21 protein-coding genes and 1 tRNA gene are annotated in these 24,494 nt (G+C 68.4%); 6 read left to right on the top strand and 16 right to left on the bottom strand.

Annotated elements, in window-relative coordinates; all coding sequences use genetic code 11:
- Positions 1–1,221: aldehyde dehydrogenase family protein (locus QNJ30_23720; GenBank protein ID MDJ0946472.1), on the bottom strand; the 1,221-nt coding region annotated here is incomplete at its 3' end.
- Positions 1,222–1,650: 429 nt separating this feature from the next.
- On the opposite strand from QNJ30_23720, the gene QNJ30_23715 reads away from it, so the two are divergent.
- Positions 1,651–3,306 (top strand): ABC transporter substrate-binding protein, encoded by a 1,656-nt coding sequence (locus tag QNJ30_23715; GenBank protein MDJ0946471.1) that lies wholly within the window; start codon positions 1,651–1,653, stop codon positions 3,304–3,306.
- Between the two features lie 356 nt (positions 3,307–3,662).
- On the opposite strand, the gene QNJ30_23710 is transcribed toward QNJ30_23715, so the two are convergent.
- The 5 genes from QNJ30_23710 to QNJ30_23690 all read right to left on the bottom strand — a co-directional run bounded on the left by QNJ30_23710 (position 3,663) and on the right by QNJ30_23690 (position 9,392).
- Positions 3,663–4,652: an ATP-binding cassette domain-containing protein gene (locus QNJ30_23710; GenBank protein ID MDJ0946470.1), complete on the bottom strand. Its 990-nt coding sequence runs from the start codon at positions 4,650–4,652 to the stop codon at positions 3,663–3,665.
- Entirely contained in the window at positions 4,649–5,656 is a 1,008-nt protein-coding gene (locus QNJ30_23705; GenBank protein MDJ0946469.1) for an ABC transporter ATP-binding protein, read from the bottom strand. The genes QNJ30_23710 and QNJ30_23705 overlap by 4 nt, the downstream gene beginning before the upstream one ends.
- Positions 5,657–5,660: 4 nt before the next feature.
- Positions 5,661–6,617, bottom strand: a complete 957-nt coding sequence (locus QNJ30_23700) for an ABC transporter permease (protein ID MDJ0946468.1) — start codon at positions 6,615–6,617, stop codon at positions 5,661–5,663.
- Positions 6,614–7,591: an ABC transporter permease gene (locus QNJ30_23695; protein ID MDJ0946467.1), complete on the bottom strand. Its 978-nt coding sequence runs from the start codon at positions 7,589–7,591 to the stop codon at positions 6,614–6,616. The genes QNJ30_23700 and QNJ30_23695 overlap by 4 nt, the downstream gene beginning before the upstream one ends.
- A 220-nt stretch (positions 7,592–7,811) precedes the next feature.
- Positions 7,812–9,392 (bottom strand): ABC transporter substrate-binding protein, encoded by a 1,581-nt coding sequence (locus QNJ30_23690; protein MDJ0946466.1) that lies wholly within the window; start codon positions 9,390–9,392, stop codon positions 7,812–7,814.
- Between the two features lie 210 nt (positions 9,393–9,602).
- On the opposite strand from QNJ30_23690, the gene QNJ30_23685 reads away from it, so the two are divergent.
- Complete coding sequence (locus tag QNJ30_23685) at positions 9,603–10,514, top strand: LysR substrate-binding domain-containing protein (GenBank protein ID MDJ0946465.1); 912 nt, start codon at positions 9,603–9,605, stop codon at positions 10,512–10,514.
- 136 nt (positions 10,515–10,650) lie between these two features.
- Positions 10,651–11,187, top strand: a complete 537-nt coding sequence (locus tag QNJ30_23680; protein MDJ0946464.1) for a hypothetical protein — start codon at positions 10,651–10,653, stop codon at positions 11,185–11,187.
- 141 nt (positions 11,188–11,328) lie between these two features.
- Here the strand turns inward: QNJ30_23680 and QNJ30_23675 are convergent, their stop codons facing one another.
- The 4 genes from QNJ30_23675 to QNJ30_23660 form a co-directional block, all read right to left on the bottom strand.
- Positions 11,329–12,882, bottom strand: a complete 1,554-nt coding sequence (locus QNJ30_23675; GenBank protein MDJ0946463.1) for a M81 family metallopeptidase — start codon at positions 12,880–12,882, stop codon at positions 11,329–11,331.
- A 37-nt stretch (positions 12,883–12,919) separates the two neighbouring features.
- Positions 12,920–13,408, bottom strand: a complete 489-nt coding sequence (locus QNJ30_23670) for a demethoxyubiquinone hydroxylase family protein (GenBank protein MDJ0946462.1) — start codon at positions 13,406–13,408, stop codon at positions 12,920–12,922.
- Between the two features lie 101 nt (positions 13,409–13,509).
- A complete protein-coding gene (locus tag QNJ30_23665; GenBank protein MDJ0946461.1) occupies positions 13,510–14,025 on the bottom strand; it encodes a disulfide bond formation protein B in 516 nt (171 codons plus the stop codon).
- Between the two features lie 50 nt (positions 14,026–14,075).
- Positions 14,076–14,657 (bottom strand): YqaA family protein, encoded by a 582-nt coding sequence (locus QNJ30_23660; protein ID MDJ0946460.1) that lies wholly within the window; start codon positions 14,655–14,657, stop codon positions 14,076–14,078.
- A gap of 290 nt (positions 14,658–14,947) precedes the next feature.
- On the opposite strand from QNJ30_23660, the gene QNJ30_23655 reads away from it, so the two are divergent.
- Together QNJ30_23655 and QNJ30_23650 are read left to right on the top strand one after the other, a co-directional pair.
- Positions 14,948–15,352 carry a nuclear transport factor 2 family protein gene (locus QNJ30_23655; GenBank protein MDJ0946459.1) on the top strand — a complete coding sequence of 135 codons (405 nt, stop codon included), beginning with the start codon at positions 14,948–14,950 and terminating at the stop codon, positions 15,350–15,352.
- Between the two features lie 127 nt (positions 15,353–15,479).
- A tRNA-Leu gene (locus tag QNJ30_23650) sits at positions 15,480–15,566 on the top strand.
- 259 nt (positions 15,567–15,825) lie between these two features.
- Here QNJ30_23650 and QNJ30_23645 read toward each other — a convergent pair.
- The 3 genes from QNJ30_23645 to QNJ30_23635 form a co-directional block, all read right to left on the bottom strand.
- On the bottom strand, positions 15,826–17,106 hold the full coding sequence (locus QNJ30_23645) for a PQQ-dependent sugar dehydrogenase (GenBank protein ID MDJ0946458.1): 1,281 nt from the start codon (positions 17,104–17,106) through the stop codon (positions 15,826–15,828).
- A gap of 194 nt (positions 17,107–17,300) precedes the next feature.
- On the bottom strand, positions 17,301–17,990 hold the full coding sequence (locus QNJ30_23640) for a hypothetical protein (protein ID MDJ0946457.1): 690 nt from the start codon (positions 17,988–17,990) through the stop codon (positions 17,301–17,303).
- Between the two features lie 141 nt (positions 17,991–18,131).
- Positions 18,132–18,452 (bottom strand): c-type cytochrome, encoded by a 321-nt coding sequence (locus QNJ30_23635; GenBank protein ID MDJ0946456.1) that lies wholly within the window; start codon positions 18,450–18,452, stop codon positions 18,132–18,134.
- A gap of 170 nt (positions 18,453–18,622) precedes the next feature.
- Here QNJ30_23635 and QNJ30_23630 point away from each other — a divergent pair, with 170 nt between their 5' ends.
- On the top strand, positions 18,623–18,904 hold the full coding sequence (locus tag QNJ30_23630) for a hypothetical protein (GenBank protein ID MDJ0946455.1): 282 nt from the start codon (positions 18,623–18,625) through the stop codon (positions 18,902–18,904).
- Positions 18,905–18,981: 77 nt separating this feature from the next.
- On the opposite strand, the gene ccmI is transcribed toward QNJ30_23630, so the two are convergent.
- The 3 genes from ccmI to QNJ30_23615 form a co-directional block, all read right to left on the bottom strand.
- Complete coding sequence (ccmI, locus tag QNJ30_23625; protein ID MDJ0946454.1) at positions 18,982–20,622, bottom strand: c-type cytochrome biogenesis protein CcmI; 1,641 nt, start codon at positions 20,620–20,622, stop codon at positions 18,982–18,984.
- Between the two features lie 269 nt (positions 20,623–20,891).
- A complete protein-coding gene (locus tag QNJ30_23620; GenBank protein MDJ0946453.1) occupies positions 20,892–21,263 on the bottom strand; it encodes a Rap1a/Tai family immunity protein in 372 nt (123 codons plus the stop codon).
- 22 nt (positions 21,264–21,285) lie between these two features.
- Complete coding sequence (locus tag QNJ30_23615; GenBank protein ID MDJ0946452.1) at positions 21,286–23,607, bottom strand: hypothetical protein; 2,322 nt, start codon at positions 23,605–23,607, stop codon at positions 21,286–21,288.
- Positions 23,608–24,494 lie beyond the last annotated feature (887 nt).

The following is a 24,494-nucleotide window of genomic DNA, read 5'->3' as shown; positions in this document are numbered from 1 at the left end:
GGTCGTGTCGTTGGCGATCGCGACCGCCTCCTCCTCGGTCTCGAAGGGGATGATCGAGAGCACCGGGCCGAAGATCTCCTCGCGCGCGATTGTCATGTCGTTGCTGACGTCGGCGAAGACGGTGGGGCGGACGAAGTAGCCCCGGTTGGTGCCCTCCGGCCGGCCGACGCCGCCGGCGACCAGGCGCGCACCCTCGTCGATGCCGGTCTGGATCAGGGTCTGGATCTTGTCGAACTGGGCCTGGCTGACCGCGGGGCCGATGTGGCGCCCGGCCTCGCCGGCGGGGCCGACCTGGGTGGCGCCCGCGACCACGCCGGCGGTCTCGACCGCCGTATCGTAGATCTCGCGCTGGACCAGCATCCGCGACGGCGCGTTGCAGGACTGGCCGGTGTTGTTGAAGCAATGCAGGGTGCCGCGCTTCACCGCCTTCTCGTCGGCGTCGGCGAAGATGATGTTCGCGCCCTTGCCGCCCAGCTCCAGGTGCACGCGCTTCAAGGTGTCGGCCGCGTTCTTCGAGATCGCGGTGCCGGCCCGCCCCGAGCCGGTGAAGGACACCATGTCGACGTCCGGGTGGCCCGAGAGCTGCGTGCCGACGCCCGCGCCGTCGCCGTTCACCAGGTTGAAGACGCCGGCCGGCACGCCCGCCTCGTCGACCATCTCGGCGAAGAGCAGCGCGTTGAGCGGCGCGATCTCCGAGGGCTTGAGCACCATGGTGCAGCCGGTCAGCAGCGCCGGGATCACCTTGAGCGTGACCTGGTTCATCGGCCAGTTCCAGGGCGTGATCAGGGCGCAGACCCCGGCCGGGTCGTAGAGGATGCGGTCGTTCGGCGCGTGCGCGCCCAGCGGCCGCTCGAAGGCGAAGCCCTTGGCGGCCCGGATGAAGTTCTTGATGTGCCCCAGGCCGGCCGGGACCTGCTGGGTCTTGGCCATCTCGATCGGGGCGCCCATCTCGCGGCTGATGGTCTCGGCCATCTCCTCGGCGCGGGCCTGGTAGATCTCGAAGAGGCGCTCGACGGCCTGCAGCCGCTCCGCCGGCGGGGTCGCCGCCCAGTCCGGAAAGGCGCGCCGCGCCGCGGCCACGGCGGCGTCCGTGTCCGCCTGCCCGCCGAGGGAGATCACCGCGACCGCCTCCTCGCTCGAGGGGTCGATCACCTCGAAATCCCTGCCGGCTCTCGGCGCCACCCAGCCGCCGTCGATGTAGAATTCGCGCTTCTCGAGCATGTCTCTCTCCCTTCGCCCGGCCACCGCCCGCGGCCCGCGGCGCCCTCCGCCGCAGGATCTCCCGCGAGACTTCCGTCTCCTAACCCAAATCCCCGGATCTTGCCAGATCCTCCAGGCGAAAAGACCGCGGGTGCCGTCTGCGCTCGCCCCGGGTTCAGGCGCCATCGTGCCGGAATCACGCACGGGGCCCATCGAAAAAAGAACTGCTCGACGCCCTGTCCGGGTCGCGCCTCACCCCACGGGAAGACCGCCTATAGCCATTTCCCGTCTTGCGGGGCACCTGTTACGATCAGCTTCCGTCAGAAACCGCTGGCGTATTCTGTTCGGCAGGAGGGAACCTTGCAGGAAGCCGGCCGATCTGACGCGTTCATCCCGGCGCCGCGGGGAAGTTGTCGGCCTTTGCAGGCCATCGAATCAGGGAGGGAAGCTATGAATGACAAGGTCGAACACCCCTATATCCCGAAGCTGAAGCGGCAGTTCTCGGATGGGCTCTGCGACCGCCGCGAGTTCCTCCGCACGGCCACCTTGCTGGGTGTTTCGGCGGGCGCCGCTTATGCTTTTGCCGGCAAGGTCACGGGCGAAACCTTGGTCACGCCGGCCCGGGCCGCCATGCCGAAAGGCGGCACGATCCGCATCGGCATGCGCGTCCTGGAGCTGACCAATCCGCATGCCTACAGCTGGTTCGAAAGCGACATCACGCGGCAGGTCTGCGAGTATTTGACACGCACGGGCCACGACAACATCACACGGCCCTATCTGGCCGATAGCTGGGAGGCGAGCGAAGATCTCCGCACCTGGACCTTCCGCCTTCGGAAGGGCATCAAGTGGCACGATGGCCGCGAGTTCACGGCCGATGACGTGGTGTGGAACCTGCAGCACGTGCTCGACCCTGAAAACGGCTCCTCGATGATCGGCCTGATGAGCGGCTACATGCTGAACGAGGTGGAGAAGGACGGCGAAAAGGCCGCCGTGCTGTGGGACGCCAATGCGATCGAGAAGGTCGACGATCACACGGTTCGGCTGAACTGCAAGGCGCCGCAACTCGCCGTGCCGGAGCACCTTTTTCACTACCCGATGCACATCATCGACCCGGAGGAGGGCGGCGTCTTCAAGGCTGGCTCGAACGGCACCGGTGCCTTCGACCTGGTCGACTACAGCGTCGGCGAGCGGGCGGTGCTCAAGGCGCGGAACGACTACTGGGGGGAAGGGCCAAACCTGGACGGCCTGGAGTTCATCGACCTCGGCGACGACGCCGGCGCGAGCATGGCAGCGCTGGCCTCGAAACAGGTGCATGGCCTGCACGAGGCCAAGCTGAACATCCTCGATACCATCAAGACCCTGCCAGACGTGACGATCTACCAGGCGGTCACGGCGAAGACCGCGGTGGTGCGCACCAAGGTGACCGAGAAGCCCTTCGACGATCCGCGCGTCCGCAAGGCGCTGCGGCTGGCGACCGATTCGGCTGCGGTCTTGAACTTCGCCATACAGAACCTCGGCCTGCCGGGCGAGCATCATCACGTCTGCCCGATCCATCCCGAATACGCCGAGCTGCCAACGATGCAGCGCGACGTCGCGGCCGCCAAGGCATTGCTCGCCGAAGCCGGTCATCCGGACGGACTCGACCTGGAGATCGCTTGCAATGCCGACGAGTCCTGGGAGATCAACGCCGTCCAGACCATGGTCGAGCAGTGGAAAGAGGCCGGCATCCGGACCAAGATCAACCTCATGCCGGGCAGTATGTTCTGGGATGTCTGGGACAAGGTGCCCTTCGGCATGACCAACTGGACGCATCGGCCGTTGGGCGTGATGGTTCTGGCGCTGGCCTATCGGAGCGGCGCGCCGTGGAACGAATCGAGCTACGCCAATCCCGAGTTCGATGCGCTCTTGACCAAGGCCGAGGGTCTCCTCGACGTCAACAAAAGGCGCGAGGTGATGGCCGAGATCCAGAAGCTGATGCAGGAGGACGGACCCCTGGTCCAGCCCATCTGGCGCTCCGCCTTCACGGCCTATGACAAGCGGGTCAAGGGCTTCGAGATGCATCCGACCGCTTTCATCTTCGGGGAGCAGTTGGCGATCGAAGCGTGACGGTCGCGTTGGCCTGAAGGTCGAAAGCAGAGGCTGCCCGCTAGAGCGGGATGATTTGAAGTTAATTGGACTTCAAATCTGAATCTCGCTCTACTTCAACAGTTTAGAGCACGATTCAGATATGAGGTTGGTTCAACCTCATATCATCGTGCTCTAGGCCTCTCCGGAGCCCCGTTGCCCGGAGCCAGGAACAAGCCCGACCGAATGGGTTGGGAAGTCCTCCTTTGGGCTCCAACGCTCCTTGGTATAGGGCGGAGCGCGCAGACCGCTCGAAGGAAGCGCCGGTCTTGGCCGAATGCGTCTGCTTCGGTGCGGCCCGGAGAGAGAAAGAAAATCTCACCCCCGCGCCGCCGCGCTCAGTCGTTGAGGTGGCAGGCCGAGATATGCCCCGGCGCGACCTCCTTCAACGCCGGGACCTCCCGCTTGCAGCGCTCCGTCGCGAAGGGGCAGCGGGGGTGGAAGTGGCAGCCGGGGGGCGGGTCGAGGGGGGAGGGGATCTCGCCCACGATGGGCTCGAAGTCGCGGCGCCGGGAATCGATGCGCGGCACCTCTTCCAGGAGGGCCTTGGTGTAGGGATGATTGGGGGCGGCGAAGAGGGTCTCGGTCGCCGCGACCTCGACGATGCGGCCCAGGTACATGATGATCACCCGGTCCGAGAGGTGCTGGACCACGCCCAGGTCGTGGCTGATGAAGAGGTAGGTGAGCCCCAGGTCCTCCTTCAGGTCCATGAAGAGGTTCAGGACCTGGGCCTGGATCGAGACGTCGAGGGCCGCCACCGCCTCGTCGCAGACCAGGAACTCGGGCGCGACCGCGAGCGCCCGAGCGATGCCGATGCGCTGGCGCTGGCCGCCGGAGAACTGGTGCGGATAGCGGCGCCGGTAGCTGGGGTCGAGGCCGACCCGCAGCAGGACCTCGGCCAGCTTGTCCTCGGCCTCGGCCGCGCTCCAGAGGCCGTGGAAGCGCGGCGCCTCGCCGATGATCTCGGCGACCCGCAGGCGCGGGTTCAGGGAGGCGAAGGGGTCCTGGAAGATCATCTGGATCTTCAGCGAGACGTCGCGCGCCGCGCGCCCGGTCTCGGTCGAGAGCGGCAAGCCCCGGAAGCGCACCTCGCCGGCGCTCGGCTCCAGGATCCCGGCGACCATTCGCCCGACCGTCGACTTGCCGCAGCCGGATTCGCCGACCAGGCCGACCACCTCGCCCTGCTTGATCGCGAAGGAGGCCCCGTCGACCGCGTGCACCACCTCCTCGCGGACGTCGGCGCCTAGGCGCCGGGCGATGCGCCCGGCCAGGTCGAGCGACTTCACGAAGCGCTTGGACAGGTCCGCGACTTCCAGCAGGGTGGTCACGCTGCACCCTCCCCGGCGGCTTCCTCGGCGCTGCCGATGTGCGGATGGAAGCAGCGGATCTCCCGCCCGGCCAGGGGCTCGGTGATCGGCGGCTCCTTGTAGCAGGCGTGATCGGCCCGGTCGCAGCGCGCGCGGAAGGCGCAGCCGACCGGCAGGCCCAGCAGGGAGGGCGTCATCCCCGGGATCTGGGTCAGGCGCCGGCCGCGGCGGTTCTGGCTCGGCACCGAGCCGATCAGGCCGTGGGTGTAGGGGTGCAGGGGCCGGTCGATCACGTCGTCGACCCGGCCGGTCTCGACCATGCGCCCGGCGTACATGACGCAGAGGTGGTCGGCCAGGCCGGCGACCACCGCGAGGTCGTGGGTGATCCAGATCAGCGCGGTCCCGGTCTGGCGGCAGAGCTTCTGGACCTCGTGCAGGATCTGCGCCTGGATGGTGACGTCCAGCGCCGTGGTCGGCTCGTCGGCGATGATCAGGTCCGGCCGGTTGAGGAGCGCGATGGCGATCGCGACCCGCTGGCGCATGCCGCCGGAGAACTGGTGCGGATAGGCCTTGAGGCGCTCCTCCGGCGAGGGGATGCCGACCTGGCCCAGGGCGTCGCGGGCGCGGGTCCGCGCGGTCCGCTGATCGACCTGCTCGTGGGCCAGGATGGTCTCGATCATCTGGGTGTCGATGCGCAGGACCGGGTTCAGGGTCATCATCGGGTCCTGGAAGATCATCGCGATGCGGTTGCCGCGCAGGTCGCGCAGACGCTCCTCCCCGGCCTGGCGCAGGTCTTCGCCGTTGAACAGAATCTCGCCGCCGACCACCCGCCCGGGCGGATCGACCAGGCCGATGATCGAGAAGCCGGTCACCGACTTGCCGGAGCCGGACTCGCCGACCAGGCCCATGACCTCGCCGCGCTCCACGGTGAAGCTGACCCCGTCGACCGCCTTGGCGACTCCGTCCTTGGTGAAGAAGTGGGTCTGGAGGTCCTTGACCTGGAGCGTCGCGGTGTCGTGGCTCACCTGCTCAGCGCTCCAGGCGCGGGTTGAGGACGTCGCGCAGCTGGTCGCCGACCAGGTTGATCGAGACGATGGTGATCAGCAGCGCGATCCCGGGGAAGAAGCTGATCCAGTACTTGCCGCTCAGCATGTACTCGAAGCCGTTGGCGATCAGAAGGCCGAGAGAGGGCTCGGTCACCGGCAGGCCGACCCCGAGGAAGCTCAGGGTCGCCTCCAGGGCGATGGCGCGCGCGGTCTCCACCGTGCCGACCACGATCAGCGGCGGCAGGCAGTTCGGCAGCAGGTGCCGGAACAGGATGCGCCGCGGCGGCAGGGCCAGGCAGGTCGCCGCCTCGACGTACTCCCGGCGCCGCTCGACCAGGGCGCTGGCGCGCACCGTGCGCGCGTAGTAGGCCCACTGGACGATGACCAGGGCGATGATGATCTTGTCGACGCCCTTGCCCAGGATGGTGACCAGCATCAGGGCGACCAGGATCGCCGGGAAGCTGAGCTGCAGGTCGACGACGCGCATGATCAGGGTATCGACCCGGCCGCCGTAATAGGCCGAGGTCAGGCCGATCGCGGTGCCGAAGATCAGCGCGATCAGGCCGCTCATGATGCCGACCCCGATGCTGGTGCGCAGGCCGTAGAACATGGCGCTCAGCAGGTCGCGGCCGGCGCCGTCGGTGCCCAGCCAATAGGTGACCGAGCCGTCGAAGCTGGTCGCCCCCGGCGCCAGCTTGCCGTCCATCACGTCGACCACGGCCAGGTCGTAGGGGTCGGTCGGCGAGATCCAGGGCGCGGTCAACGCGATGAAGACGATGGCCAGCAGCACGACCAGGGCGCCGGTCGCGATCCGGTCCTCGAAGAAGTCCGAGACGAAGCGCCGGAAGGGCGTCTGCACCCCTTCCGCGGCGCCGGCCGCGGCGGCCTCGGGGGAGGTTTCAGGCGTGTCGACCAGGCGCTCGTCCAGAGAGGCGGTCATGCCTTGATGTCCTGCAGCCGGACCCGCGGGTCCAGGACCGAGTAGAGGATGTCGACCACCAGGTTGATCAGGACGAAGAGCAGGACCGTGATCATCAGGTAGGCGACCACCACCGGCCGGTCGAGGTTGTTGATGGAATCGATGATCAGCTTCCCCATTCCGGGCCAGGCGAAGACCGTCTCGGTCACCAGGGAGAAGGCGATGAGGTTGCCGAACTCCAGGCCCATGACCGTGGTCACCGGGATCAGGATGTTCTTCAGCAGGTGGACCCGGATGATGCGCGCCGGGCGCAGGCCCTTGGCGCGGGCGAACTTGATGTAGTCCTGATGGATCGCCTCGCGGACCCCGGCGCGGGCCAGGCGGATCGCCAGGGACATCTTTAGCAGCGCCAAGTTCAAGGCCGGCATCAGCAGGTGCGACAGGCCGTCCCAGGTGAGGAAGCTGACCGGCACCCCGAGCAGCGGGACGGTGTCGCCGCGCCCGGTCGAGGGCAGCCAGCCGAGCATGACCGCGAAGAGCATGATCATCATCAGGCCGACCCAGAAGGTCGGCAGGCTGAAGCCGAGGATCGAGCCGGCCATGATCGACTTGCTGGCCCAGGAGTCGGGCTTGAGCCCGGCGTAGACCCCGAGCGGGATGCCGATGACCACCGACAGCAGCAGGGCGGCAAGGGCAAGCTCCAGGGTCGCCGGCATGCGCTGCAGGATGAGCTTCAGGGCCGGCTCGCCGAAGATGAAGGACTTGCCCAGGTCGCCGCTCAGGGCATTCACGAGAAAGTACCAGTACTGCTCGTGGATCGGCCGGTCGAGGCCGAGCGCCCGGATCGTCGCCTCGATGTCCTCCTGGTCGGCCTCGGGGTTGATCAGCATGTCGACCGGATCGCCGATCACGTTGACCCCGAAGAAGACCAGCACCGACATCACCAGGACGACGATCCCGCTTTGCATCAGCCTGCGGATGATGAAGACCGACATGCCCTAGGCTCCCGGCGGGCCTTTGCACTTTCTTGGCTTCCTCCGGCCCGACACTCCGGCTGTCATCCCCGGGCTTGACCCGGGGATCCATCGTGCCGCTTTCGCCATGGATGCCCGGATCAAGTCCGGGCATGACAGCGAGGGTGTTTCCGAGACGCGTGCCATCTGGTGGTACAAGGCGAAAGGGGCGGGCGATCCCTTGACCGCCCGCCCCGCGCCCTCACTCGCTGCGGATGCCGGTGTAGAGCGTCGTCTCGTCGGTGCGTGCCGTGTAGACGATGCCCTTGCGGCCGGCCCAGGTGTTGACCTGGTAGTGCAGCGGGATGATCCCGCCGTCCTCGATGGCGACCTCGGTCGCCTGGGCCAGCAGGGCGGCCCGCTTGCCGTCGTCGATGGTGGCCAGGGCCTCTTCGACCAGCCTGTCGACCTCCGGGTTGGAGTAGCGGCCGCGGTTGGAGGCGCCGAAGCCGCGCTCCTTGTCGTAGGTATGCAGCAGCGACTTCAGCGGCGAGGAGGCCTCGCCGGTGCCCGCACCCCAGCCGACCAGCACGAAGCTGAACTCCGGCAGGCCGTCGGCGCCGCGCGAGGCGCGCTTGAAGTAGACGCTCTTCGGCATGGTCTCGACCGCGGTCTTGATGCCGACCCGGGTCAGCATCTGGGCCACCGCCTCGGCGATCTTGGCGTCGTTGATGTAGCGGTCGTTGGGGCCGTGGATGGTCAGCTGGAAGCCGTCGCCGACGCCGGCCTCGCCGAGCAGCTTCTTGGCGCCCTCGGGGTCGTAGCCGACCGGCTGGAGCTTCTCGCTGACGCCGAAGAAACCCTCCGGCAGCAGCTGGCCCGCCTTGACCGCGACGCCCTCCATGACCCGCTCGACGATGGCGTCGCGGTTGATCGCCTTGGAGATCGCCTTGCGCACCCGGGCATCGCGCAGCGGATTCTTGATTGCGCCGCCGTCCTTCGCCTTGACGAAGGGCGAGTCGTCCCGGAAGTGGTCCAGGTGCAGGTAGATCACCCGGTTGGAGATGCCCTGGCTGAGCGTGATGTCCTTGTTGTCGCGCAGGCGCTCGATGTCGGTGGTCGGCACGCCCTCGATGAAGTCGACGTCGCCGGCCAAGAGCGCCGCCAGGCGGGCCGGGCCCGACTTGATCGGCTTGATCGTGACCTTCTCCCACTCGGCCTTCTCGCCCCAGTAGTCGTCGTTGCGCTCCAGGACGATGCGGTCGCCCGGGACCCACTCGACGAACTTGTAGGCGCCGGTGCCGACGGCCGCCTTGCCCGAGTTGTAGTCCTCGGTGCCGGCGCCCTCGCCGTGCTTCTTGGAGACGATGGAGAAGGTCGAAATGTCGTTGGGCATCAAGGGGTAGGGCGCCTCGGTCTTGATGCGGACGGTCAAGTCGTCGACCTTCTCGATGGCCTTGCCCTTCAGGTAGGTGCCGAAGCTGGAAGGGCTGTTGGGGACATCGGGGGCGCGCTCGAAGGTGAAGACCACGTCGTCGGCGGTGAAGGGCGAGCCGTCGTGCCACGTCACGCCCTCGCGCAGCTTGAACTCCCAGGTCAGGTCGTCGATCGCCTTCCAGGAGACCGCCAGGCCCGGCTTCAGGACCTGCTTGTCATCCGGCATGATCAGCCGGTCGAAAATCTCCCGGGCCAGGGCGCTGTTCGGCGTCAGGTTATGGTAGTGCGGATCGATCGAGGAGGGCTCGGAGGCGAGCCCGACGGTCAGTTCCTTTGCCGCCAGAGTGCCGGGCAGGACCAAAGCGGCCGCCAAGGCGCCTGCGGCCAGGCGAAACGGAAAACCCATGTGACTATTCTCCCTGTTGTCATCGGGCGTCTTCGTCGCGACGCCCTTGTCGTTCTGTCCGGCCCGACGCTAGCCCAAGTCGCCCCGGGGGGCCAAGCCGTGTCGCTGGCCTTCACCTCAGTCTAGCCAAGGAATCTGCATGGCAAAGAGCAAAAACTATACGCTATAGTTATGCCTCCATAAGGCAGGCCGAGGGCGAAGGACGGTCGATTGCGGGCGAATTGGCGGAGTCTCCGGGAGCTCGAGGCCCTGCGGGCGGTGATCGAGGCCGGCACCGCGACCGCGGCCGCACGGCGCCTCGGCATCTCCCAGCCGGCGGTCAGCCGCGCCCTCGCTCAGCTGGAGACCCGCTTGGGCAAGATCCTCTTCGAGCGCGAGGGCGGCCGCCTGCTGCCGACCGCCGAGGCCCTGGCCCTGAACCGGGATCTCGAGCCGATGTTCGATGCCCTGCTGCGCCTCGACGACGTCGGCTGGTCGATCACCTCGGCCGAGGCCCTGCGCCTGGCGATCCCGCCGACCCTGGCGCACCGCTTCCTGCACCCGCACATCGCCAGCTTCCTGAAGCTCCATCCGGAGCAGGCGATCAGCCTCGACATCCGCGGCACCGACGTGCTGGTGCCCGGCATCGCCGAGCAGCGCTACCACCTGGGGATCACCGATTCCGAGATCCGCCACAGCGGCGTGCGGGTCGAGCCTTTCCTGCGCTCGGAGGGCGTCTGCGTCCTGCCGGCGGACTCGCCCCTGGCCGGGCGGGAGGTGATCCGGCCCAGGGACCTGCGCGACCAGCCCTATGTCGCCCTGACCCGGCGGCATTCCTCGCGGGCCGCGACCGACCGGGTCTTCGCCGAGGCGGGGGTCGAGCGCCGCATCGTGGTCGAGACGGCGACCGCGGTCTCGGCCTACGAGCTGGTCCGGGCCGGGCTCGGGGTCGCCGTGCTCAATCCCTTCCCGGTCGCGCTCAGGGCCGACGGCGCGGTCGTGATCCGTCCCTTCGCGCCGCGCCTCGCCTACCTGACCGCCTTCATCGTCTCGGCAGCGGCGCCGCTGCCGGCCGCCGGCCGCGCCTTCATGCGCCACGTGCGCCGCGAAACCACCCGGGTGCCGCACACGGAACTGGTCTAGGCGGCAGGTCTCAACGTAAGCTTGACCGTGTGAGCCTTAGCACCATCGCCGGACGTGGGACCCGTCCGGCAGCCGGAGCGACGGCCACGACGACCGGGCGCCGCAGCGCCCCCTTTGCACGAGGAGGACTTGAGGGATGCGCAGACTAACCAGTGGCCTTTGCCTCGCCGCGGCGATCATTGTCGTCGGCGGCCTCCAGGCGCCGGCGGCGGCCGAGGAGCAGAAGCTGACGGCGACGTCGGCCTGGGTCAGCCAGGGCCGCTTCTTCCAGACCGGCCAGGACGAAGCGCTTTTCATCGGAGTCATGGCGGGGACCCTCTACGTCAAGAGCGCCGAGGGCCGACTGGACACCGCGGATATTCTCTGCCCGGGGGACTTCGTGATCGACCTCAAGTCCGGCGCCCAGACCGGCGAGGGCAAGTGCATCATCACCGACCGCGACGGCCACAACGTCTTCGCCGACTGGACCTGCTCGGGCAAGGACTTCCTCGGCTGCGAAGGCGACTTCAAGCTGACCGCCGGGACCGGTGAGTTCCAGGGCATCACCGGGGGCAGCCCGCTGAAGGCCCGCACGGCCTTCTCCGAGCTGGTCGTCAACCTGAAGAGCGGTTCGGTCGTCGAATCCGCCGCCGGCCTGATGTCGTTGCCGGAGCTCAACTACAAGCTGCCGTAGAGCACGATGGTATGAGGTCGAATCGACCTCACACCTGAACCGTGCTCTAACCTGGTGAAGTAGAGCGGGATTCAGATTTGAAGCCCAATCGGCTTCAAATCATCCCGCTCTAGCCGGCGCCCCACGGCTGGGCCCTGGCCCTCAGGGCCAGTCCGGCGGGTTCCAGTCCGTCTCCGGGTCGAGGGGGTAGACCGGGCGCGGCAGGCCGCGCCAGTCGAAGCGCTCCAGAACCGGCGAGGTCAGGCCGGGGGTGTCGACCTCGTAGACCCGATCGTGCGGGAACCAGGGCGCGAAGCCGGCGCGGAAGTGGCCGCGCGACTTGACCGCGACCACCCGGGCCGCGGCGATGTCGAGGCCGAAGGCCTCAAGGAAGACCGGGTCGGCGGCCTGCTGCCGGCTCGAGATCACCACCGCGGTAATGCCTTCGTCCTCGCCCAGGGCCAGGGCCGCGCAGGGGCCCAGCGCCAGACGCCGGCCGGCGAAGATGCCCAGCCGCCCGACCAGGTCGCCGTCGCTCAAGGCCAGGACCCGGGCCGGCAGGGCCAGGCGCTCGGCGAACTTGCCGCCGCCATCGCGGTTGAACACGGCCTCGAAGCGGGTGCCAACGCCGAAGCTATGGGCCTCGGCCGCCAGGGTTCGATCGTAGAAGCCGCCGATCAGGACGCCTCGCGCGCCGGCCGCAGCCAGGGCGGCGAGCAGGGCGGTGGTGTCGCCGCCCCCGCCGCCCCCGGGGTTGTCGCCGGCGTCGGAGAAGATGACCGCCGGGCGCCGCGGGTCCGAGGCGGTCGCCAGCGCCAGCCCGACGGCCTCATCCAGGGGCGTCAGGCGGCGGGTGAAGGCCTGCCGCCGGGACCAGCCCAGCTCGGCGATCTCCCGCGCCAGGCCTTGCGCCGCCGCCGGGTCGTCGCGTCCGGCGACCAGAACCGCGACCCCGTTCTTGGGCGTGTCGGAGAAGGCGAAGCCGCCGAGCACCGAGACGTTGAGGATCCGGCCGCCGAGCTCCTGCAGGCGGCGCTGGCCGTAGGCGATCATCTCGCCGTACGGGCCTTCGGCGGTCAGCAGGGTCACGCTGGGCGGCACCAGGGGCAGGCGGATGAAGGCGGTCTCGGCGCGGGTCCCGGCCAGCAGCTTACGCAGGGTCACCGCCGCCTCCTCGCCGCGCAGGCGCATGTCGACGTGGGGGTTGGTCTGGTAGGCGATCAGCAAGTCGCTGGCCTCGACCATGCGCTCCGAGATGTTGGCGTGCAGGTCGAGGGTCACCACGATCCTGGCCTCCGGCCCGGCCGCCGCGCGCACCGCGGCGATCAGCGCGCCGTCGGGATCGGGGCCGTCGGTCGCGGTCATGCCGCCGTGCTGGGCCAGGTAGACACCGTCGAGGGGCCTTGCGGCCTCCAGGGCGGCGACGATCCTGTCCAGGGAGGCGTGGAAGAAGCCGGCCTCGACCGGGCCCTTGGGCGGGCAGGCGGTCAGCAGCCCCGGGACCGGCTGCCAGGGTCCGGTCTCGTCCATGGCCCGCACGAAGGCCGAGACTTCCCGCGGGACCAGGGAGGGCGCCCGGCGGGCCTCGTCCAGCAGCGCCGGTCCTTCGAGATAGAGCTTCTCGCGGAAGTCATCCTCCGTCGCCGGCGGCGCGAAGGCGTTGCTCTCCAGGATCATGCCGGCGAGGGCGACGCGGGGGCCGGAGGCCTGGCTCATGGTCCCGCTTTCCGCCCGCTGGCCCGCCCCGGCGGGGTCAGATTCGCTCGGACAGCCAGATCGCCAGGCGCGAGCCGGCCTTGATCGCGCCCGAGAGCAGCGGGTAGGCCGGCGCGCCCTCGGCGTCGTGCTCCAGGCCGATGTCGCGGTGCTCCAGCTCGTCGGCCCGGAAGTCCTCGATGGCCTTCTTCAGCTCGGGCTCGTCGTCGCCCAGGCGCTCGGCCTGCCCGGCGTAGTGTTCGTCGATGACCTCCTCGACCGCGACCGTGCAGGCCATCGCGGCCTTCTCGCCGAGCAGCGCGGTGGCGGCGCCCAGGGCGAAGCCGGCGACGTGCCAGACCGGCTGCAGCAGGGTCGGCCGGACCCGGCGTTCGGCGACCAGGCGGTCGAAGGTCTCCAGGTGCGCCAGCTCCTGCTCGTGCATCTTGCGGATCGTCGCCGCTGCCGGGCTGCGCCCCAGGACCGCGAGCTGGCCCTCGTAGATCCGCCGGGCGCCGTACTCTCCGGCCTGGTCGACCCGAATCATCCGCGCCAGGGTCTGCTCCGGGGTCAGGTCGCCGGGCAGGTAGGGCCGGCCGCTGCGCGCGGGTCCCTTGCTGCCGTTTTGCTTGACGTCGGCCTTCTCGGTCATGGTGTCCTCGGGTTCCGCAGCCTCACGGCGGTCAGCAGGCAGACGGCCGCCAGGGCCAGCGAGGCCAGGAGATTGTAGCCGGCCATGGAGATTCCGAACAGCGACCATGCGACCTCATCGCAGGGCACGAAGCTCGCCGCCTCGTCGAGCTGGCGCTGCAGCTGCTCCAGGGAGAGGTTGGCGTCGAAGCCGGGCGTCGCGCAGCTTGCGGTGCCCGCCCACCAGTGCTGCTCGACCCCGACGTGGTAGCCGGCGATGCCGGCCCCGGCGAGGAAGGTCAGACCGGCGATCAGGACCAGAAGCGGCTGCAGGCCGGCCGGGCGCAGCGCGAAGACCCCGATCACGCCCAGGGCCAGGGCCAGGGCGTAGGGCACGCGCTGATAGAGGCAGAGCACGCAGGGCTCCAGCCCGAAGCCGTACTGCGCGGTATAGGCCGCCGCCAGGGCGCTCAGGCCGACCAGGGCGATGGCGGCCGGCGCGATCCGGGGGCGGGCGAGAGCGTCGACGATCATGCCGTCAGATATAGGCGCCAGGCCGGGTTCTGGCCAGCCAAGATGGCGGGCTACAGAAGGTAGCGGGCGACGACGAAGCCGCCGACCAGCAGGACGCAGAAGAGGGTGAAGACCAGGCCCAGGCGGCGCTCGATGAAGTCGCGGATCGGCGGCCCGAAGTACCACAGAAGCCCGGCCAGGACGAAGAAGCGCAAGCCCCGGGCCAGGATCGAGGCCAGGGTGAAGACGAGAAGGTCGAGCTGGACCACGCCGCTGGTGATCGTGATCACCTTGTAGGGAAAGGGCGTCACTCCGGCGATGAAGACGATCCAGGCGCCCCAGTCCTGGTAGCGCAGCTGGAAGTCGCCGAACTTGGCGCCGTAGCCGTAGAGGTCGATCAGCGGCTTGGCGACCGTCTCGTAGAAGAAATAGCCGATGGCGTAGCCCAGCAGTCCGCCGAGCACCGAGGCCAGGGTCGCCAGGCCGGCGATGGTCCAGGCCCGCTCGCGCGCCGCCAGGACCATCGGGATCAGCAGGACGTCCGGCGGGATCGGGAAGACGGAGCTTTCGATGAAGGCGACGGCGATCAGGGCGCTGGTCGCGTAGCGATGGGCGGCGAGGCCCATGGTCCAGTCGTAGGTGCGGCGCAGCACGCGGGCGGGGCTCCGGCTGGGGACGGCAGGGCTCCTTTATCAGGCGCGGCCGGCCCAGGCAATCGCCGCCGCCCTCCGGCTTCGGTGCCGATCCGCGATTCCCTGGCCCGCAAGGACCGCCGCGGTGCTAGAGCGGGATGATTCGAAGTCGATTGGACTTCGAATCTGAATCCCGCTCTTCTTCAAGAATTTAGAGCACGATTCAGATATGAGGTTGCTTTAACCTCATATCATCGTGCTCTAGGCTCTCATTCTGGATTCTCCTTGTACCTGAAAGGAGGCCTGCCGCCATGGGCGACAGCGACGCCGTGCTCTTCGCCAACGAGGCCTTCTACCTGGCCTTCGCAACCCGCGACTTCGAGGCCATGGCGGCGGTCTGGGCCGAGGCCGAGCCGGTGTCCTGCATCCATCCGGGCTGGCGGGCCCTGACCGGCCGGCCGGCGGTGCTGGAGTCCTGGCGCGGGATCCTGGGCAACCCGGCCTCGCCCCCGGTCACCTGCCGCAACGCAGAGGCCCACCTGCTCGGCGAGACCGCGGTGGTGCTCTGCTACGAGGAGATCGCCGGCAACCTGCTGGTGGCGACCAACGTCTTCCGGCGCGACGGCAGCGCCTGGCGGCTGGTCCACCACCAGGCCGGGCCCTGCCACGAGGCGCCGCCGCCCGCGCCCGAGCCGGCCAGCGGTCCGCTGCAGTGACGACGGTCGTTGGCTCGGTTTCGCGCGGCGCTTCTCCTGTTGCCTCGGCGCGGGCGCCGATTATGATGCGGGCGCGGTCCGCCCGCCGCCGCCTCCGGCACCGGGCGGGCCCGGCTCAGGCGAGCCTGCGGGTGTGGCGGAACTGGTAGACGCGCCAGACTCAAAATCTGGTGGCCGCAAGGCCGTGGGGGTTCAAGTCCCTCCACCCGCACCACAAGCCAAAAAGCGAGAGAGCCCGAAAGGTTGGCCATTGAATGCGCGCTTGGCGCCCCGACGGCAGCCGCGATTGAGCGACGCGGGGGAGGGCCGGAACCAGCCATGGGCGGTCATCCGTCACGGCCCCTGACCATCGATTGAACCCGCCGCCGGCGTCGCTGTGTGGACCGCGGAGAGAGCGGGCGAGGCGGATATCGGCAAAAGGACAGCCGGAGAGGTCAGCCGCACTGCCCCAGGGCAGCGCGGCTGACACGGACTCAGTTCGGCATGAGCTTGTGGATGTCGCCTTGATCCACGGCGGTGTAGAGAGCGCCGTCCGGCCCCTGCACCACCGACCGGAAGCGACCGGCGGCCATCGGCAAGGACATCGAGGTGACGTCCTTGACGGACTTGCCGTCCTTTGCGAGGTCGATCACGTCGATGCGCATTCCGACCGCTGTGCCGCCGAAACCGATCCCCATGATACCGACGACCATGCGGCCGTCCCAGGCACCCCATTGCTCGCCGCTCAGAAACGCGGCCGAGGATGTGCCCTGAGAAAGACCATTGTTGTTCCAGGCCGGCAGCATGGCGTCGGGGTAGGACTTGAGGTCCGTCATCGGCATGAACTTGACCCGTTCCGCGGGATCCATCCCCTCCATTTGGTTCGGCATGTAGCCGCAGTAGTCGTTGGGGCAGTCGCCGCGGCCGGCAGTGTTGGGGCGCGGGTCCCAACCGCCGTTGCCGCCGTTCACGAGCACGGTGATCTCATCGGAGTGCCAGGGCCCGTGCTCGGCCACGACCGGCGTGCCGTCGCCCGGGCGGAAGGCGATGCCCTGCACGTTGCGGTGGCCGTAGGTGTAGATCCGGGGATCGAAGCCCTCCGGCGGGTTGTTGCCCTCCGCCGGGTTGCCGTCGCGGTCCATTCGCAGCACCTTGCCGCCGATGAGCGTCGGGCTTTGCGGAACCGCACCGTTGTGCGTGTCGCCGGTGGTCAGGTAGAGATTTCCGTCCGGGCCGAAGCGGACGCGCCCACCGTTGTGCGCACCGGGGCCGCCGAAGGGATGATCGGTGGCTTTCGGCTTGTAGGGCACGTCCTCGACGATGTCGGTGCGGTCAGACACCGCGCTCAGATCGTCGTTCACCACCAACCGCATCAGACGATTGCTGCCAGGCGCGGTCTTGCTGGACGTCGAGTAGACGTAGATGAACCGGTTGTCGGCAAAGTCGGGATCGACGGCCACACCCTGCATGCCGGCCTGCCCCTCGCAGAACAGATCGTCCGCGGTCGACGCGAAGCCGCTGGTGCCCGTCATTCCCAGCAGGGCCTTGACGTCGCCGGAGGGGAGCCGAACCGAAAGGCCGCGGCACTTTTCCGTGAAGAACATAGTGCCATCGGGAAGGAAAGCCATGTCCCACGGGCTTTCCAGTCCGGACAGCACCGTGGTGTGGCTGAGACTGGGGACTTTGCCGTGGGCGTCCGCGGCGGCTGGCGTAGCGTAGGATGCGGTCGCCGCCATGGCCGCAGAAAGCGACCACACAGCCATACTGCGTTTCATTGAAGGTCCTCCCATTCGTGCTTTTTTTCTAGCGGACTGCCAGTGTTTGCGATGGTATCTCAACATGACGCGGCTTCAAAATGATTCGCCCGCGGAGGCCGCTCGCTGTCGAGCGATGCATCGAGCCGCAAGGCCGCCCATCTCAACGCCACGAGGCATGAGAAACGAAGGACCTGCGCTCCTTGGCATAAGGCCTAGCCGCCGAAGATCACGGCATCGGGCAGCTCATAGCGTTGGTCGTCGACGCGAATGATGTGGCGCCCGTCTTCCAGCCGCCAGTCGGTATCGAAACCGCTGCCGGACATCGTGGTGTCGGCCCTGACGAACTCGCCATGAATGAAAAACAGCATCCGCTTGAAACCGTTCGAGAAAGTCACAACGACCGTCGCATCGCCGCCGTCTCCGCGTGCGACATCGAGCCTGCACTGGCCCATCGGCTTACCGCGAACCTGCGCGCAAGGGATTTGACCGCTCGCGTCGAAATCGCCCTTTCGCGCGCGCGGCAGGCTGTCGTCGCTGCCCATCGGCACGGTCCCGTCCGGACCGCGGGCCGGATGGAGAGACTCCGCCAGGACATAGCCGCGGGCTCTGCCCCGCAGGGGTTGGACGTTGCACCACACGCGCTTCCCGGCACGCGCGCAGCCGAGATTTGAAAGGATCGTACCGCCGGCGAGCGTCATGATCACCGGAGCGTCGCCGTCGGGTGCAGCATGCATTCGACTCACGCCGTCGGCCGCCGATTGCCAGCGCCTCGGGCCGCCATCCTCGGCCGCAGCCGCCGGAGTCCCGGCGACCGCACGCTTGCCCTCCGTCGCATGGTCCTGCGCCCAGGCGTGAAAGGCGAGGGCGGCCACAGCAGCAGCGCAGAGGATCGTGCGTCGCATGACCTGTCTCCACATAGGTGCGGGTGCGAGATCACACTTGAACTGGGTGAGGCGCGCGCTGGCCGGCCGGGTCGATCCGGAGAGGAGTGGCGCCTAACCGCTCGACCGATGCAGGGACATCCTTACGCGCACCTGGCTTGTCTACTCCTGAAAGGTCGTCGACACGTAAGCGGCGAGATTGGCGATATCGTCGTCGGACAGCTCGCCGGTCAACGACATCATAATGGCGGAATTGGGCCCCACTTTTTCCCTGTTGCGGTACTTGACGAGGCGATCGGAGATATAGTCCGCATCCCTGCCCACAAGCGACGGAAAACTCGCCATGCCCTTCCCCGTCGCGCCGTGGCAGTTGACGCAGTTGACCAAATACCTGGTCTTCCCGGCGACGGCGTCTCCACCCCGAGCTTCCGCGACACTCAGGGTGAGAGCTGCGCAAACGGTGAGCAAAAGCGGCATCTTCATTCAGGTCTCCTCCCGACCCTTTGTGACTGCTGTCTGAGCATCTCGGAGCCCAAGACGGGTTCGTTGCTTGTCAATTGGGCTCAACTCACTCCATCTGGGTGTGCGTCGGCCCGGCCCGGGGTCGAGACCAGGCGCGATGCAACCACTGTTGATTGACCTGGAGACGAACAATGATCGTCACGGCAAGTCGTCGCGGAGCAACGCCTTTGCGCCGGCCAGCCCTCCTTGTTTCCCGTTTTCATGATCACGAAAGAACAGGGGGCGATCAAGACCGGTCGGCACTGCGGTCGAGCGGCGTCGGTCACGCCGTTCCCGAGGGGGCGGAGGGAATCATCCAGCTGAGCACGGCCGTCCTGCAGGGCGTCGGCGCTTCGGACAGCGACATCGAGACCCTCGTCGCGGACTTCCGGCGCGACGACGACGCGCTCATGCAGACGGTGCAAGCCACTTGAGCGGGGGTGCTGGAGCAAGGATTTCCCGAAGGGCGGATAAAGGGCGCGGCCCGGGCGAGCGACGTCGAAGCCTGCGCTTACTCACCCTTCGGCAGGCTGTCGATGCGCTGCTGCAGCCAGGCACGCTCGTCGGTGCCCGGCGGCAGCTGCTTGAGCAGCCGCTGCCAGTAGATGCCGGCGCTGGTCGCGTCGCCCTTGCGGCGGGCGGCCTCGCCGAGGTGGAACAGGGCGTCGGGGTTGGCCGCGTCCAGCTCGAGGGCCTGCTCCAGGGCGGCCACGGCTTCCGGCGGCGGCGGCGCGGTCGGGTTGCCGGCGGCGATCAGGGCCTCGGCGTAGGCGACCCGGGCTTCGACGTCCTCGGGCCTCAGGGCGATGATCTTCTGGTGGACCTCGGCCGCCTTCTCGGCCTCGCCCAGCACCCCGTAGGAGCGCGCCAGCATACGCCAGCCCTCGAGGTCCTCCGGTTCCTGCTCCAGGCGTTCGGCGAGGCCCTCGACCATGCCGCGGATCATCGCCTGCTGGTCTTCGCTGCTCATCTCCTTGGCCGCGCTGATGTCCGCCGCCGTCGGCCCGCGCGGCGCGCTTGCGCCGTTCTCCAGGCCGAGCTCGGCGGCGGCCTGCTGGAACTGCTGCTGGACAAAGGGCGCGCCCGGATAGGCCTCGGCGCCGCTCTGCAGCGCGGCCCGGGCGCCGTCTTCGTCGCCGGCCGCGGCGCGCAGCCGGGCGAGCGCGATCCAGCCCTGGTAGTCCTTGGGGTTCTCGGCCAGCTTCGCGGCCAGCTCGGCCGGGTCCGCCGCGGTCTCGGCCGCGGAGCCGCCCGGCGCCGCGGCCACCACCGGTGCCGCCGGCAGCACCGCCGCCGGATCCTCGCCGAGCTCCTCGGCCAGGGCCGTGGCGCGGCGGCGCACGGCCTCGGCCCATTCGGCGCCCGGGGGCGCGTCGGACAGCAGCGCGACCAGGCCGTCCAGGGCCTTGCGCGGCTCGCCGTCCTGCTCCGCCGCCATGGCCAGGTAGAAGCGCGCCCGCGGCTCGCCCGGGTCGCCCTCCAGCGTCTTCTCGAAGGCGGCCCGCGCCTCGGGCGGGATCCGGCCCTCGGCGGCGAAGACCAGGGCCTCGCCGCGCGCGGCGTTGACGAAGGGCAGGTCCGCGCGGATTTCCAGGGCCCGGTCAAAGGCGCCGACCGCGTCCCGGAAGCGGCCGGTCGCCATGTAGGTCTGGCCCAGGGTGATCCAGCCATCGATGTCGTTGGGCTGCTCGGCCAGGCGGCCCTTGAGGCGGGTGATCATGGTCTCGATGTCGGGCAGGTTGCCCTGCTCGGCCCCGGGCGCCGCCCGCTCGGCGACGGGGCCGGCGGCGGGCCCGGTCGCCGCCGGGCTGCCCAGCCAGGCGTAGATGCCGAGCGCGGTCAGCGGCAGCAGGGCGCCCAGGACCGCCGGCAGGGCCCGGTCCAGGGGGCTCGCGGCGGCCGCCGCGCCGGTCTCGCGCGCCGCGTCGGCGGCCAGCATCCGGCGCTGGATCTCCAGCTTCGCCGCCTCGGCCTCGTCCCCGGTCACCACGCCGCGCTCGAGGTCGCGCTCCAGCTCGCGCAGCTGCGCACGACAGACCTCGAGCTCGTAGTCGGCCCGTGGGCCCGGCGCGGCCGGCTGGCGCAGGAAGGCCCAAACCAGCAAGCCGGCGACCGCGAGGGCCATTCCGGCGAAGACAAACCACAGCAGCATGACGTTCTTCGTTCTCTCCCGATGACGGCGCACCGCCGCCGGATCGGACACCAAGACCTTTCGTCCCGGCGCTGTCAATCCCGGCGGCCACTGCCGGCGAGGCCGAGTCTTGCCCCGCCGGCGACCGTCCTGCCAGTGTCTATGTAATGACCGGGAACGGGCTTGCCAGGCCCGGCCGCCGCTGCCATGGGGCGGGCGCCCGGAGACCTGGCGGCGCCGCCGGCCGGCCGGGCTTCGCGATCACGCCCCCGGGCGGCGGCGCCGGGACCTCACTGCTTGCACTTGAAGCGGGCCTGGAGGGTCGCCTTCAGGCCGTCGACGGCCGGCATGCTGCGCTGGTCGAAGTTGTCGTGAGCCCAGCGCATGAAGGCCCAGCGGACCTCGTCGGCCCGGTTGCCCTCCGGCGGCAGGCAGACGTTATCCTGCTTGTCCAGGCCGGCGCGGACGTAGAGATCGGTGAAGCCCGAGACGTACTGCTCGCACTCCATCTCCAGGACCGCGCCGCCGCGGGAGTCGTTGTCGCCTTCGACACAGGGCTCCAGCAGGTCGGCCACCGAATAGTCGGAGATGTCCGCCGTCGCCTGGCCCGAAGCCAGCAGCAGGCCGGCCGCTGCGGCCAGGAGGCTCTTCCGTGCCATCATGATCGGATCCTCCCTTCCCGTTCTAGGGCCGCTCGCGCGAGTAGGACTGCAGCGCCTTGCTCATGACCGCGCGATGCTGCTCGTTGTTGACGAAGGCCGCCGAGTTGACCTTGGCCCAGAGCTGCTCGTCGACCATGTTCTGGTGGCAGCCCATGCACAGCCCGGTGCGCTCCATCTTCTCGCGGATTGCGGCCGGCAGCGGCCCGGTCAGCGGCCAGTGCGAGCCGACCGTGACCAGCTGCTCGCCCTCGCGGCTGACGATCTGCGAGAGGTCGTGGTCCAGCTCGGGCACCGCCGGCGACTGGGTCTTGTACTGCTTCGGGATGGTCTGGCCCTGGTTGGTCTCCAGGTCGACGACGAAGCCCTTGTCGTAGCCCTTCAGGAAACGGCCGTCCGCGATCCCGTAGCCGATCGCCTTGGGGTTGTTGTGGCAGCTTTCGCAGTCGCGGGCTTTGCGCCCGGCCGTGTGCGGCTGCACCGCGGCGTGGTCAAGGCCCTTGCCTTCCGGGGTCATCCAGATCTCGTTCTCGACCACGGTCTTGCCGTCCTTGTCGATCACCGTGGTGATGACCTGGCAGCCCGGCATCAGCGGGCTGACCCGGCCCTCGCCATTGACCCCTAGGGTCGGCGTCTCCCAGCGCAGGTAGGAGCGGGTCTCCGAGACCTTGCCCTCGCTCTTCAGGCCGTTGGTGCCCAGCGGATAGTCCGCCGAGAGGCCGTTGGCCTCCCGGGCGTTGGCGGTCTTGATCCAGTCGACGTCGGTCTTGCCCTCGGAATAGTCGACCGTGATGTGGCAGCCGTAGCACTGCGGCGCCCAGTCGGCGTGGCAGGCGTAGCACTCCATGGACTCCATGTGCTTGCCGACCGCGGCCATGGCGACCATGGCGTTGGGCGATTTCCAGGCGTCGTCGAGCTTGAGCTGCTTGAGCACCGGGACCTCGAAGTCGAGGCCGGTCGCCGAATGCAGGATCACCCGCTTGCCCTTCTTGACGACGTTGCCGTAGGGGTTGCCGCGGGCGGTCAGCAGGTAGCCGTCCTCGGGCTCGTACTGGGTCGCGAAGAGCATGTAGTCCGGCAATTCGTCGGTCAGGCCGCGCGGCTCGTCGCTCAGCTCCTGGGCGTGCTCCTCGCCGTGGCCCAGCGGCAGCTCCCAGGGGAAGCTCTCGACCGTGCCGTGGCAGTCCTCGCACTCGATCTCGACCTGCGCCAGGGTGGTGCCGGGCAGGTTGCCGTCGCCGTGCATGTCGATCGAGGTGTGGCAGTCCTGGCACAGCAGGCCGCCGCGCGGGTTGCCCTCGCGGCTCTGCACCTGGTGGTGCAGGTCGTCCTTGATGAAGAGATAGTTCTTGGTGTGCAGCTTGGGCTGCTTGCCGCCGGCCGTGTTGTAGGGGCTGCCGTAGGGGAACTCCATGATGCCCTGGTAGCTGACCCCGATCCGCTTGCCGCGGTTGTGGCAGGAGTTGCAGGTCTCCGAGGGGATGCCCGAGTACTCCAGGCCGTTGTGGGCGACCTTGGACTTGCGGGTCGCCTGCATGCGGTGGATCAGGACGCGTCCGGGCTGCTCCTTGTTGATCGTTGGGTCGCCGCCTTCGTAGAGGCCCTCGTTGGAATAGGGCACGTGGCAGGAGGAGCAGCCGGTGCCGCGGTAGTCGCCGCGCTTCTCGCGGCCCGAGACGCCGACGTGGCAGCGCTGGCACTGCTGGCGGGAGTAGGTGATGCCGGCCCGGTTCGGATGCTCGGAGATGTCGTCGACGTTCAGCTCGGGGATCTGCTGCATCTCGGTCGGCATCTGGTCCGGATGGGCCTGGGCGAAGGCGGTCATGTACTCCTTGTAGGCCTCGGTGCCGACCGCCGGCTCGATGCCGTCCTCGTCCTTCAGGGCGTAGTTGCCCCAGACCACCTTGTGGTCGCTCTGCAGGCCCCAGGACCAGAAGTTGCCCTGGATCTTGCCGGCCTCGGTGTTCATCAGCGACTTCATCAGCCGCTCCGCATAGCCCTGATGGCACTGACCGCAGGTCCGCTCGCCGACGAATATCGACCCGGGGTCGGGATAGAACATGTCGGGGCCGCCGTCCTCGGCCAGGTCCGCGGGCGCGCCCTGGTGGGCGGCCTCCGCCGAGGTCGCTTTGGGATCGCCGCCGTGGCAGACCACGCAGCCGCCCGGGTCGCCGAAGTCGGCGCCCATGGCCTCGATGGTGTCCTGCATGTCGCCGTCGCTGAAACGCTCGATGCCTTCGTGGCAGGTCAGGCAGCCTTCCGCTGCCGCGGCCAAGCCGGCGCTGAAGAGCAGCGCCAGGGCGGCCGTGAGGGTCGAAACGAGAATCCGGTCGGCAAGCAGCTTCATTGACTTCCCCCTTGCTGAAGCTTCTGGCTCGGTCGCCTTCCAGGATGATGCTCCTTTGTCGACCAAGTACCTCAGAATAACCGGCCAAGCGCCCGGCTTCTATGGTAAATCTCGCCTAACCCATTGTTTAGTATTGGAATACTGGATGCCTGGGTTCGGAGAAGGACCGGATTTCCCGGTTATCCCTGTGGGCGGTCATCACGAAGCCGAGCAGCAGGCCATTGTTTTTACTCGGAATAACCTTGAGCGCTGGGGGCCGTGCCTTGGCCGGACCGGCCCAGCACTTTGTCCGACTGATTCGCTGGGGTTTGAAGCCCGCGGGGACCGGATCGGGCGCTTGCGCCCTGACCGCGTCGCGCTTCCGACTTATGGTTGTAAAGGCGTCCTGGGTCTCATGGATTCGCTTCGCGGCGGCCGCCGCCTCGCGCGGTTTTCGCTCGGGGTCGTAACGTCCTGCCAGTATGCGGCGATCCGAATCGTTAATAGTTCGTTAATAAGTGTTAATGATCGCAAAAAAGTCGTGCCGGTCACTATTTATGCTTTATTAATCCTAATTATTCGCTAAATTGTATCCCAGGCGGCAAAGACGATCACGTCAGCTACGGCAGGACCAAGGAACGGGCCTGCGTCGGGTGCCGCAACCCCCACGACCGGTTGTGGTTGTAGAAACCGCTTGCGGCAAGCCGTTCGGCTTCCGCACCCAAAGGCTAAGGGATTACAAACATGAAGATTGTGTCTCGTTCCCGGTTGCGCCGGATCACTGTGCTGACCTCGGTCCTGGCGGCGGCCTCCCTGATCGCGGTGCTTCCGGTGAAGCTCGATCTTGGCACCCTGTCCATCGTGGAAAGTAAAGCGCTGGCCACCTGCGGCGGTGGTGGCGGTGGCGG

It is taken from the genome of Kiloniellales bacterium (assembly GCA_030066685.1).
Lineage (GTDB): Bacteria > Pseudomonadota > Alphaproteobacteria > Kiloniellales > JAKSBE01 > JAKSBE01.
Note: the sequence above shows the minus strand (reverse complement) of the source record. Positions and strands in the feature narration are given on the sequence as shown.